11 protein-coding genes are annotated in these 11,939 nt (G+C 54.5%); 3 read left to right on the top strand and 8 right to left on the bottom strand.

The window, feature by feature from the left end:
• Positions 1-110 precede the first annotated feature (110 nt).
• The 3 genes from N512_RS0118070 to fabB form a co-directional block, all read right to left on the bottom strand.
• A complete protein-coding gene (locus N512_RS0118070) occupies positions 111-1,127 on the bottom strand; it encodes an aspartate-semialdehyde dehydrogenase (RefSeq protein ID WP_025010462.1) in 1,017 nt (338 codons plus the stop codon).
• Entirely contained in the window at positions 1,128-2,258 is a 1,131-nt protein-coding gene (locus N512_RS0118065; protein WP_028781221.1) for a 4-phosphoerythronate dehydrogenase, read from the bottom strand.
• Positions 2,259-2,423: 165 nt separating this feature from the next.
• Positions 2,424-3,635 carry a beta-ketoacyl-ACP synthase I gene (gene fabB / locus N512_RS0118055; RefSeq protein ID WP_028781220.1) on the bottom strand — a complete coding sequence of 404 codons (1,212 nt, stop codon included), beginning with the start codon at positions 3,633-3,635 and terminating at the stop codon, positions 2,424-2,426.
• A 140-nt stretch (positions 3,636-3,775) separates the two neighbouring features.
• Here fabB and mnmC point away from each other — a divergent pair, with 140 nt between their 5' ends.
• Entirely contained in the window at positions 3,776-5,830 is a 2,055-nt protein-coding gene (gene mnmC / locus N512_RS23350) for an FAD-dependent 5-carboxymethylaminomethyl-2-thiouridine(34) oxidoreductase MnmC (protein WP_051472863.1), read from the top strand.
• 99 nt (positions 5,831-5,929) lie between these two features.
• Here mnmC and N512_RS0118045 read toward each other — a convergent pair whose 3' ends face one another.
• The 5 genes from N512_RS0118045 to prmB form a co-directional block, all read right to left on the bottom strand.
• Positions 5,930-6,199, bottom strand: a complete 270-nt coding sequence (locus tag N512_RS0118045; RefSeq protein WP_028781219.1) for a YfcL family protein — start codon at positions 6,197-6,199, stop codon at positions 5,930-5,932.
• Between the two features lie 3 nt (positions 6,200-6,202).
• Complete coding sequence (locus N512_RS0118040) at positions 6,203-7,330, bottom strand: ATP-NAD kinase family protein (RefSeq protein ID WP_028781218.1); 1,128 nt, start codon at positions 7,328-7,330, stop codon at positions 6,203-6,205.
• A 42-nt stretch (positions 7,331-7,372) separates the two neighbouring features.
• On the bottom strand, positions 7,373-8,560 hold the full coding sequence (locus N512_RS0118035; protein ID WP_028781217.1) for an MFS transporter: 1,188 nt from the start codon (positions 8,558-8,560) through the stop codon (positions 7,373-7,375).
• On the bottom strand, positions 8,561-9,655 hold the full coding sequence (gene aroC / locus N512_RS0118030) for a chorismate synthase (protein WP_028781216.1): 1,095 nt from the start codon (positions 9,653-9,655) through the stop codon (positions 8,561-8,563). It lies immediately after the preceding gene.
• A 96-nt stretch (positions 9,656-9,751) separates the two neighbouring features.
• Positions 9,752-10,696, bottom strand: a complete 945-nt coding sequence (gene prmB, locus N512_RS0118025) for a 50S ribosomal protein L3 N(5)-glutamine methyltransferase (protein ID WP_028781215.1) — start codon at positions 10,694-10,696, stop codon at positions 9,752-9,754.
• Between the two features lie 84 nt (positions 10,697-10,780).
• On the opposite strand from prmB, the gene smrB reads away from it, so the two are divergent.
• Positions 10,781-11,311, top strand: coding sequence for an endonuclease SmrB (gene smrB, locus N512_RS0118020; RefSeq protein WP_025010455.1), 531 nt, complete (start codon positions 10,781-10,783; stop codon positions 11,309-11,311).
• A gap of 124 nt (positions 11,312-11,435) precedes the next feature.
• Positions 11,436-11,939 (top strand): helix-turn-helix domain-containing protein (locus N512_RS0118015; RefSeq protein ID WP_028781228.1); only part of this gene is annotated, 504 nt, incomplete at its 3' end.

Below are 11,939 nucleotides of genomic sequence, written 5' to 3'. Positions count from 1 at the left end.
GAGATTACTATAAACCAGAAATGTCCGCCCTGCTACTGTTCACATTTGCAAAACAAAAAAAGCCTGCTGCTTGCAGGCTTTTTCAACAGAAACAAAGAGTTCTTAGAGTGTTAGAGATAATCGCGGATTAGTATCTCGCCTATCTGTACACTGTTGAGCGCCGCGCCCTTGCGGATATTGTCAGAGACCACCCAAAGATCTATACCCAGATCGTGGGAAATATCCTTGCGCACCCGGCCGACATACACAGGGTCACTACCGGCACCTTCGGTGACAGCTGTCGGATAATCATCATCATCTTCAAACAGCACCACGCCTTCGGCATCCCGCAATACCGCCTTGACTTCCGCGGCATCAACCGGTTGCAGCGTTTCGATATGAATCGCTTCCGAATGGCCATAAAACACAGGTACCCGTACCGCGGTAGGGTTCACCAAAACCTCGCTGTCACCGAGGATCTTCTGGGTTTCCCAAACCATCTTCATCTCTTCTTTGGTGTAGCCATTTTCCATAAACTTATCTATATGCGGCAACACGTTGAAAGCTATCTGCTTATCATAAACCTTGGGCTCTGAAGGCAAGCCCTGCAGCAGCTTGGCAGATTGACCCGCCAACTCTTCAATCGCCTTTTTGCCTGTACCGGAAACCGACTGATAAGTGGCCACATTGATACGGCTGATCCCAAAGGCATCATAGATAGGCTTGAGCGCCACCAACATCTGAATGGTTGAGCAGTTGGGATTGGCGATAATATTACGGTTACGGAAGTCGGCAATCGCCTGTGGATTGACCTCTGGAATAACCAATGGAATATCCAGGTCGTAACGGTAGTGGGAGGTGTTATCTATCACCACACAACCGGCATCGGCCGCTATCGGCGCCCACTTGGCCGAAACATCACCACCGGCAGAGAAGAAGCCTATCTGCGCCTGAGTCCAGTCGAAGCTCTCCACATCGAGGATCTCTACCTGTTTACCGTGAAAACTCACGGTTTCACCGGCGCTGCGACTGCTGGCCAGTGGAAACAGATTCGCCACCGGGAAGTTACGCTCCTCGAGGATTTCTATCATGGTTTGACCCACAGCCCCTGAGGCACCCAATACGACAACGTTAAATTCCTGCGACATTTACAGACCGACTCCTGAAAAACCTAAATGAGACAACCAATCTACCCCAGAACCCCCGGCGTTTGAAAGAGTCAAAGCACTGAATTCTCGCCTATGGCGGTGATTTTTTCTCATGTCATCAAAACCTGCGGGGTTTTTCAGCATTTTCCGGAATTTTTCATCGTCATCACGTAGATCATAAATAAATCGGCATAGAGACAATAATGCCTTTTCATCGGGCATACTGCTGATATCGAGCCAGGAATTCCAGCGCTCGGGCAATAGAGTGGCAAGCGACTTGTCCGCCGGGCGATTGAGTATCGCCATCAAGGCCTGATATAACATGAAAGTGCCCCGGGCCTTGCCTTCCAGGCTGTAACCGGCAATATGCGGGGTGCCAAACTCCACCAAAGACACCAGTTCCATCATGGGGTTGGGCTCCCCTTGCCAAACATCCAGTACCAACTTGAGGTCCGGCCGCTTGGCCTTGACCCGGATCAGCGCGCGATTGTCTATCACTTCACCGCGGCAGCAGTTAAGCAACCAGCAGCCGGGTTTCAATGTCTCCAGTCGCTGCTCGTCAAACAGATACCAAGTAGGATGTTCGCCATCCCGGGTCAGAGGCACGTGCAGACTAACGATATCGGCGCCGACAATCAGTTCATCCAGGCTGACAAAACGGCGGCTGTCTCCAGCCTTGGCCAGTAAGGGGTCGCAGAGCAAGGTTTTGATTCCGTAGGCTTCAAGGCAGCGCGCCAGCGCCGAGCCGGTATTGCCGGCGCCAACTATGCCAACGGTTTTGCCCTTGAGCTGAGTATCAAATCTGTTGGCCAACTCCAACATGGCGATAAAAGCATACTCGCCAACCGCAGTGGCATTGCAACCTGGGGCATTGGAAAAGGGGATATTACGGGACGCCAGATAAGCCTTGTCCACATGATCTGTCCCTATGGTGGCACTGCCGACAAACTTAAGTTTATGTGCGCCTGCCAGCAGCGCCTCATTGACCTTGGTGACCGAGCGCACCAGCAAGACATCGGCATCGGCTACCGTTGCCGCATCCAGATGACGACCATCAACAGCCACTATCTCCCCCAGCTCGGCAAACAAGGGCTGCACATAGGGCATATTTTCATCAACCACCAACTTCATCGACTTTCCTGCTCTGTTGTGGATTAAGCCGCTATTCTATCAGCGACCTGCAGACTTGTCTGAGTCCGGCGCACATTTAAGGAAGCTACTAACAAGTTCTGCGTCAGCTCATAAGCAAAGAAGGAAGCCATTCGGCTTCCTTCTTGTTTCACTGAATCAAGGCGCTTACTTGTACTTGCGCATCACCAGTGTGGCGTTGGTGCCGCCGAAACCGAAGCTATTGCTCATAACAGTGTTGAGCTCGGCGTCGCGGTATTCACGCACAATTGGCATACCTTCTGCTGCCGCGTCCAGATTGTCGATATTGATGGAAGGCGCGATAAAACCACCTTCAAGCATTAACAGGCTGTATATAGCCTCATGAACACCGGCTGCGCCCAGGGCATGCCCTGTCAGCGACTTGGTTGAGGCAATCGCCGGCATCTGGCCGTCGAAAACTTCACGCAAGGCTTCCAGTTCACGCACATCACCGACAGGGGTAGAAGTACCGTGAGTGTTAACATAATCGATAGGTGTATCTACTGACTCCAGCGCCATCTTCATGCAGCGCACCGCACCTTCACCGCTTGGGGCAACCATGTCATAACCGTCTGATGAAGCGCCATAGCCGATGACTTCGGCATAAATCTTGGCGCCACGGGCCAGCGCGTGCTCCAGCTCTTCAACAATCACTATGCCGCCGCCACCAGAGATAACAAAGCCATCACGGTCGGCATCATAGGTGCGGGAAGCTTTTTCCGGTGTGTCGTTATACTTGGTCGACAAGGCGCCCATAGCATCAAAGCCCATGGTCAGGGTCCAGTCGATCTCTTCGGCGCCGCCGGCAAAGACCATATCCTGTTTACCCATCTGGATAAGTTCTACCGCGTGACCGATACAGTGCGCACTGGTGGCACAGGCCGAGCTGATGGAATAGTTCATCCCTTTAATTTTGAAGGGCGTCGCCAGACAGGCACTGGCAGTAGAAGACATAATCCGCGGCACAATATAAGGACCAACGCGCTTGACGCCTTTGGCACGCAAGGTGTCTGCCGCCTGAACCTGGTTGGAAGACGAAGCGCCGCCGGTACCCACGATAAGACCCACACGAGGATCTGAATACTGCTCTTCGGTCAGACTGCTGTCTTCAATAGCTTGCTGCATAGCCAAATAGGCGTAGGCTGCGGCATCCCCCATAAAACGCAACGCCTTGCGATCAATAAGCTCTGCGGGATTGAGTTTGATGTCGCCCCAGACATGACTGCGCAGCTGCATCTCCTCAAACTGATCTGAGTGGGTGATACCACTGCGGCCAGCCTTGAGAGATTCAGTCACTTCTTGTTTGTTATTACCGATACTTGAAACAACGCCAATTCCGGTGATCACGACTCTTTTCATGTTTTACTATCCATTCCGTACAATTCAGTACCTACTTTTGCTGACGCCATGTTAGCCGTTTTACAGCATTTAAGTGGTCAGCTTTCCGTAAACTTGGGTAAAATAATGCCGAACAAGGCCTCCAGAGTAAAAGATTGCCCGTGAAACAGGAACAACTTCGGCCATCCGGCAGTGAAAATACGCAAACTTGCAGCCAAAATCCCACATCTGCAGAAACAACACAAGCCCCGGCGACAACTCTTGCGCCCTACCAACAAACCCGGCTCGATGACAAGCCCCTTGGACGGCAAATCTGTCTGGCGGCGGTAGGCGGCGAAACCCTGTTGCCGCTGATACAGCTCTGGAGCCAACTGAGGCAGGATTATCCCAAGCTTGTGTTACAACTTTTGCTGTTCGCCGCCGATAAAGATTCCCAAGCCGAGTCGCTCGTGCTTCTGAAAAACAAACTGCAATTATGGCAGAAGGCTGAAAATACGACATCCGCCGAGAGTCAAACGACTGCAGTAATGAGTTTGCTCGCCGAGCTGCAGGCAGGCAAACCCATGGCGCTCCCAGGCTGCCAGCGCTTTGTGCTCGATGGCGGCAGGCTGAGACTGGATCTCTATCTTGAATTCGACGCTGTGCTGCTCAAAGAGCTGCCAGGTTTAAGCCATCAAGGTTGGATAGACAACTGGCTGTGGCTTGCCGAGTCCTTGCCCTCTCAGGCAGCGGCCTGGCAGATGGCTCGCCTGGCCAAAGACAGCGCCGCCCTGCAGTGCTTACCGGAAAGAAAAGAAAGATTTGCGCCCTTAATGGTCAATAGCGGCCTCAATGCTACGGATTTTAGCAGCCCGGCATCGCTGCTTTTGACTCACCAAACTGAGCTCGAGCCTATCGCCAAGGCAGAACGCCTTGCCTTGCGGCACCAAAGCAGTGCCCGGCTGGCGCCCTGGCCACTCTATCGGGAGCCGGCGCTTGCAGCCGATGACGGTGTTGCCATTATCGGCGCCGGTGTGGCCGGCAGTCAGTTGGCGTTGTCGCTGGCCGAGCGTAAACAAGCCAGCCAGGTATTTTGCAGCGAGGAAAACGCGGGTGAAAGCGCCAGCGGCAACCGTCAGGGCGCGCTCTACCCGCTGTTGACTCCGGAAACATCCGAGCTCAACACCCTGTTCCAACAAGGTTTTCTCTTTAGTCGGCGGCGGATAACCGCGCTGGCTGCCGCCGGTTTCGATGTCGCCCATGACTTTTGCGGTGTGTTGCATACAGGTTTTGATGAGCGAAGCCGCGCCCGTCTGAATAAGATTGCCATGGGCCAAAACTGGCACCCGGATATTCTGCGCCGGGTCGACAGCACTGAGGCGACAGAGCTTGCGGGATTGGATATAAAAGAAGATGGTCTTTTTTACCCTCTGGGTGGCTGGGTCTGCCCCAGAGCCCTGTGTCAGGCCGCCATCCAATACGCCGTCGACTCGACTTACTGTGACTTTCAACCCCGAACCCATATCAGCGAGATTTCAAGAGAAGGTAGCCTCTGGTGGCTGATTGCCGCCGATGGTCGCCGCTTTGGACCATTCAAAAAACTGGTGCTGGCAAACGGCGCATCGCTGACGGCGCTGCCACAAACTTCGGCCCTGCCCGCCTCCCCCTTTCGCGGCCAGGTCAGTGAAGTGGCAACCCAAGGCGGTTTGGGAGCGCTTAAGACCGTACTCTGTGCCAAGGGCTATCTCACCCCGGCCTGGGAGGGTATTCATTGCCTGGGAGCCAGTTATGTTAAGGATCCCGAGCAGTTGGCCTACAGCGCAGTCGAGCAGAGAGAAAACCTGCAAAAAATCGCCATGAGTTATCCGGATGCCGACTGGCACCAGGGGCTGGTGATGGGGCAAGGTGCCAGAGTGGGTGTGCGTATGGTCACCCGGGATCACTTCCCCATGTTGGGACAAGCGCCGGATGTCGAGGCACTAATGCAGGGCTATCAGCAACATCAGCACACTCCCGAGAGTGCCCGCCACTGGCAACAGACGCAGGCGCCTGTGCATCCGGGTCTATATGTTCTTGGTGGTTTGGGCTCCCGCGGCCTCAGTACCGGCCCCTTGGCGGCGGAAATTCTGGCATCAGAACTTTGCCATCAGCCTTTGCCTGTGGGAAGTACACTGCTGCAGCGCCTCAACCCCAACCGGATGTGGATGCGAAAGCTCATCAAAGGCAAGGCGCTGTAAACTCTCTGCATTCGCTATCATTTCAGACACAAAAAGTCAGACACAAAAAGTCAGACACAAAAAAGCCCCGAACGGGGCTTTTTCTTGCTCAAACCAGACTCAGGCGGCGATCCGCTGTTTCAGTTCTGACCAGGCGTTATCCACCAGACGGTAATCGGCATCTTCAAGCTCTTTGGCTGCCAGTTTCAGGCATTGCTGCATCCGCTCATTCAAGGCATCCGGCCCTTGCTCTGACTCGTTTTCCAGCTCGGCCAGCACCACGGCAAAATGCCCCTGCAGGTAACCGCTGGCAAACAGGGCATCATCGTCACCGCCGGCCACTATCTCGCCAATCCACTGCTCCAATGCCTGTTCGTACTTATCTAACATGCTCTACTCCGCTAAGTCTGGGTTGGCCACCTGATACATCACGTAATCCCGGTAACCTGTCACAATTCGATAATAGCCACTAAGTTCGCTATCCAATTTCTGGTCGCCACTATCCACGATAAGCGGCCTGCCTTCAAGTGCTTTTAGTTTGCTTTTGGTGGCAAGAATGATGATATTTTCCTTGCCAATGCGCCTGATAAGCTCGGGCGACAACTGCTGATTGCCACGGCCAAGAATGTGCCCTTGGCCGCCTATCAGGGTAATGACCAACTTAACCTTTTGATTTTCAGTGGCACTCAATAACTGCGCCGCATTAAGATCTGAGGCCAGCAGGGTCTTGTTCTGCACCAGATCCACCCCGAGCAGGGTGTTATCGAGCCCCAGCTCCTCCATCACGGCCGCCACTGTACTGCCGGAGCCCATAATATAGAGCTCATCTTCCATATCGCCGACCACCTCGGCGGCAATATCCGCCAGCACTAGTTCATCCACCTCGCGGCCGCCCATCTTCACCGCCTGGATATATCGCGGCTCGGCAGGCACTGTCATTTCACCATAACGCCGCGCCCTGACCGTGCCTTGGCGGAAGGCCTCTTCATCTATGTCCATCACATCGGCGCTCATCAGGCTCACCAGGGCGCCTTCCAGCAGTTGCTTCAATACCAACCCGGATGCATGGGGAGTAATGCCGTAAACACCCGAATGAATTTTGACCCCGGCCGGTACACCGAGTACGGGGAAGTGCTCACCGACAACGCCATAGATATCCCTTGCCGTGCCATCGCCGCCGGCAAACAGCAGCAAGTCCAGCTCCTGCGCCATCAAGGCCTTGGCGGCAGCCTGGGTATCACTGCGACTGGTATCCGTCGCCGCCTGGTAACACACCTTTGTGCGAAAACCCAGCTTTTGCGCCAGGTCGGCGCCCATGTTACCCGAGGCGGTATAGATTTGCAGGCGCTCGGCAAAAGGCGTTATCACAGCCAAGGCCTGCTCCATTCGCAGCCCGGCCTTGGGGGTGGCGCCCAGGCTCAGCGCCTCTTTTGCCACACCGTCGCTGCCCTTGAGGGCGACACTGCCCCCAAGCCCGGCCAGCGGATTAATGATAAGGCCCAGTCGAAACATTTTACTCATAACTCTCTCCGGCAAATGATGCTCTGCTCTTGTAAGAAATCATCAGGCGTCAATGGGGTCACTCTGTGATTGACGCCTGGAGTCGCTACCCGGAATAGCCAGCACGGCCAACATGGACAGCAAGGCGCACGCAGCGGCAAACACCCAACACCAGAAAGCGCCGCTGCCATCGCCCCAAATCAGGCCGCAGATCCAGGTGCCCAAAGCGCCGCCGACGCCAAAGCTCAAACTGGCGTAAAGTGCCTGGCCCTTGCTGCGGTGGCTGATATCAAAATTACGGTGAACAAACTGGATGGATGCCGCATGGGTCAAACCGAAGGTAAAAGCATGCAGCAGTTGGCTGAGCCCCAAAAGCAACATGCTTTCGGCGCCAAAAGCCACCAGAAGCCAACGCAGTGCCGTCATGCCTATGCTCACCAGCAGCAGCGTCTTGACCCCATAGCGACCGAGCAACCTGGGCGCTATCATAAACATGAAGATTTCCGCCATTGCCCCGAGAGCCACAAAAATACCGGCGCTGGCCTCTGTGTAACCCACCTGCTTGAGATAAAGCACGAAAAAGCCGTAGAAAGGCCCGGCGCTGGCTTGAAGCAACATGGCAGACAGTAAAAACCACAGCAGCGGCCGCCCGAGTTTGAGTGCCGGCTTATTCTGCACGGCCCCCGCCGAAGCCCGATTCGAAGGCAAGGGTAAGGCACTGCCCAGTAACCCAAGAAACAGACTCAGCCCCACATAAAGCAGCACTTCGGGGCCAAATTCCTTGATGGCCCAGCCTGTGCCCACCACCAGCACGATATAGCCGACACTGCCGAAACTGCGAATGAGGCCATACTTGTTGGCTTCAGCCCCCAGGGTTTCCAGGGTGATTACCTCAAGCTGCGCCAGAATCGCATTCCAGAAGAAGGTATAGAGGGCCAGACTCAGCGCCAGATAGAGAAAGCCACCATGATAAAAGAAACTCAGATAGGTCAAGGCGGCGGCAAAGGCGCCGAGCTTGATAAGCTCAGAGCGCATGCCGGTGCGATCCGCCACCAGCGCCCAGACATTGGGCGCGACTATGCGGGTTGCCATGAGTATGGCCAGCAGAAAGCCTATTTCGGCGGCGTCGAAACCGCGGTTGTCAAAAAATACCCCCAGATAGGGCACCATGACACCGAGTATGCCAAAGAAGAAGAAATAGCAGGCAGAAAGCCAGGCGAGCTGTCCCCCTGCGGGAAACAGTCTGCGCATTTATCGCATTCCAAGTACAGGTGTAAGGCTGCTGACATCCTGGTTTTGGGCCCGATGACGCAGCAAGTGATCCATCAAGACTATCGCCATCATAGCTTCGGCAATGGGCACGGCGCGGATCCCGACACAGGGGTCATGCCGCCCCTTGGTCACCACTTCGGCTTCTGTGCCCTGCACTGTCATGCTCTTGCCTGGCACGCTGATACTGGAAGTGGGTTTCAGCGCCATATGGGCCACTATGGGTTGCCCGGAAGAGATACCCCCGAGTACGCCGCCGGCATGGTTGCTGTCAAACCCGGCAGGCGACATCAGATCTCTGTGCTCTGAGCCCTTTTGGTTAACGACGGCAAAACCATCACCGATTTCAACGCCCTTGACCGCATTAATCCCCATCAGCGCATGGGCAATATCGGCATCGAGACGGTCAAATACCGGCTCGCCAAGGCCGACCGGCACATTGGTGGCCACCACACTGACCTTGGCACCGATGGAATCACCGGATTTTTTCAGCTCACGCATATAGTCATCCAGCGCTTCCAGCTTGGAGGCATCGGGGAAGAAAAAGGGGTTCAGCTCTACCTGCGCCATATCCAGAGTGTCGGCGCAAATAGGCCCAAGCTGGGAGAGATAACCCTGGATCTCAATGCCGTGTAACGCCTTAAGGTATTTCTTCGCCACGGCTCCTGCCGCCACCCGCATGGCAGTTTCCCGCGCCGAGGAGCGGCCACCGCCGCGATAATCGCGCAGTCCATATTTTTGCTGATAGGTATAGTCGGCATGCCCGGGACGGAACAGATCTTTGATATTGGAGTAGTCCTGGCTGCGCTGATCGGTATTTTCAATCAACAGACCGATGGAGGTGCCTGTGGTCTTGCCCTCAAACACGCCGGAGAGAATACGCACCTGATCCGGCTCGCGCCTGGCGGTAGTGTAACGGGAAGTCCCCGGACGGCGACGGTCGAGATCCTGCTGCATATCGGCTTCAGTCAGCTCAAGCCCTGGCGGGCAGCCATCGATAATGCAGCCCAGTGCAAGCCCATGGCTTTCACCAAAAGTGGTGACGACAAAGTTCTGACCTATGCTGTTTCCCGACATCCGCTTAATTTCCCCCTGGAGATAAAATGACCGAGCGCTGAGGTTCGGCCATCCGAACCTCGCCTTTACTGGCCCATTGGCTAATGGGCCGCTTTATTATTCACTGTCTTTAAAGATGGCGAACAGTGATTGATTTTCAACTAGCTGATCTTTTGTCAGCACAAACACCCCATCACCACCATGTTCAAAGCTGACCCAGGTGAAAGGCACATCGGGGAACTGCTCAATCAGGTGCACCATGGAGTTACCCACTTCAACCACCAGAATACCGTCATCTGTGAGGTAATCGGCGGCGTTGGCCAGAATGCGCTTGGTGATATCCAGGCCGTCTCGACCGGACGCCAAACCAATTTCCGGCTCATGGCGATACTCATCCGGCATATCGGCAATATCTTCGGCATCGACATAAGGTGGGTTGGACACAATCAGATCGTACTGCGGTGCTCGTGGCACTGCGCTGAAAAGGTTGGACTGCATGGGAAACACCCTGTCCATCACACCGAGCGACTCAACGTTTATCTGTGCCACTTCCAGTGCATCCTCGCTGATATCCAGCGCATCGACCTCGGCTTCTTCAAACTGATAGGCACAGGCGATGGCGATACAGCCACTGCCGGTGCAAAGGTCGAGGATCCGTCTTACCGGCTTGTTGTACAGCCAGGGACCGAATCCGTTTTGGATCATCTCGGCAATCGGTGAACGCGGTACCAGAACTCTTTCATCCACATAGAAGTCCAGCCCGGCAAAACGGGCGGTGTTGGTCAGATAAGGCACGGGTAAACGCTCACGTACCCGGCGAATGATAAGCTCAACTATTTTGTGTTTTTCGCTGCTGGTGAGATTGGCGTGGATCACCTGCTGACCAATGTCATCGGGCAGATGCAGGACGTGAAATACCAGGGAAACCGCTTCGTCCCACGCGTTATCTGTACCATGACCATAATAAACATTGGCGTCATTGAAACGGCTGACGGCCCAGCGCAACATGTCGCCTACCGTCCGCAATTCGGTGACGGCTTCATCCACAAAGATCTTATCCAAAATCTGACTCCGGCTTTATTCTTATTCCGCCCCCATTGTAACTGAAGTCTGTTCAGAAGAAACAGGATTCAATAAAATAGCCTAATGAACGAAGAAAACGACAAAGAAGGCCTGGCGGAATTTCAGGCACTGGTATCCGGGATCACCCCGCTCGACCAGGATAAGCGCCATTTCCGCCCGCCGAGTAAAACCAAGAAGCAACTGGCTGAAAAAGAAGTTCAGATCCAGGCGGACAGTTATTTTTCAGACGTTTACCAGCCATTATTGCCAGTTAACGGCCCTATGCGTTGGTGTCGGGACGATGTAGACGCCATGGAAGTCAAACGTCTGCGTAGAGGCGATTATGTGCCTGACTTTCTTTTGGATCTGCATGGTTACCGCCAAACCGAAGCCAAGCTGGAACTGGCGGCCTTGATCCAGGCCTGTATCCGTGAACACAGCCCTTGCTGTAGTGTCATGCACGGCTACGGCACCGGCATTCTCAAACAACAGTTGCCCATGTGGCTGGCGCAGCACCCCAAGGTCAAAGCCTTTCATCAGGCCCCCAAAGAATGGGGCGGCGATGCGGCGCTGCTGGTACTGATAGATATTGGCGAACATCCCCACAGACGCTAACCGCAGCAGAGCTGCCCCCTTTTAAAGGGTTCATCGCAGATTAGCGTGGACTGGAAATGAAAACGGTTGGAGAGTTATTGTTTAGTCGCCAAACAAAAACAATGACCAACCCCAACCGTTCTCAATGTCGAATATTACCTTCCCCATTGCGCTCTGGGAAGGCTTTGAAGCCGTCCATACCGAGCAAAATCAACAAACCCTCATCATCCACCTAAAGCCGATTGATAACGGCCACTGTGCTTGCGGCAAACCGGCTAAGGCTGTTCACGACGCTTCACTTCGCAGCGTATCGGAACGGACTATACTGGCGTTTCAGGTTCAGTTACGGCTACCCGTCCGCCGTATTCTTTGCCCTGATTGCGGTATCGTTCGGGAGCATATCAGCTGGTTAAAGCCCTATGCTCGCCAGACCACACTGCTCATTGAGCATGTCGAGGCGCTACTCAAGCTCTTGCCGATTAAACATATCTCGCAACTCCTTGGCCTGCACTGGCATACCATCAAGACTATCGACAAACGTCGGCTGGCAAGGGAGGTCACAGAGCCTGATTGGAGTCGTGTCAAACGCCTGGTCATGGACGAGTTTGCCCTGTTCAAAGGCCATCGTTACGCCACCGTGGTGGCCGAT

The sequence above is a fragment of the Shewanella sp. 38A_GOM-205m genome (assembly GCF_000518445.1).
GTDB lineage: Bacteria > Pseudomonadota > Gammaproteobacteria > Enterobacterales > Shewanellaceae > Shewanella > Shewanella algae.
The sequence above is the reverse complement of the archived record's forward strand: the minus strand, read 5'-3'. Positions and strand labels throughout refer to the sequence as shown.

Excerpts from the sequence above, each read along its gene's own strand:
- N512_RS0118070 (WP_025010462.1), bottom strand. The coding sequence starts at position 1,127 with ATGTCGCAGGAATTTAACGTTGTCGTATTGGGTGCCTCAGGGGCTGTG.
- N512_RS0118065 (WP_028781221.1), bottom strand. The coding sequence starts at position 2,258 with ATGAAGTTGGTGGTTGATGAAAATATGCCCTATGTGCAGCCCTTGTTT.
- fabB (WP_028781220.1), bottom strand. The coding sequence starts at position 3,635 with ATGAAAAGAGTCGTGATCACCGGAATTGGCGTTGTTTCAAGTATCGGT.
- N512_RS0118045 (WP_028781219.1), bottom strand. The coding sequence starts at position 6,199 with ATGTTAGATAAGTACGAACAGGCATTGGAGCAGTGGATTGGCGAGATA.
- N512_RS0118040 (WP_028781218.1), bottom strand. The coding sequence starts at position 7,330 with ATGAGTAAAATGTTTCGACTGGGCCTTATCATTAATCCGCTGGCCGGG.
- N512_RS0118035 (WP_028781217.1), bottom strand. The coding sequence starts at position 8,560 with ATGCGCAGACTGTTTCCCGCAGGGGGACAGCTCGCCTGGCTTTCTGCC.
- aroC (WP_028781216.1), bottom strand. The coding sequence starts at position 9,655 with ATGTCGGGAAACAGCATAGGTCAGAACTTTGTCGTCACCACTTTTGGT.
- smrB (WP_025010455.1), top strand. The coding sequence starts at position 10,781 with ATGAACGAAGAAAACGACAAAGAAGGCCTGGCGGAATTTCAGGCACTG.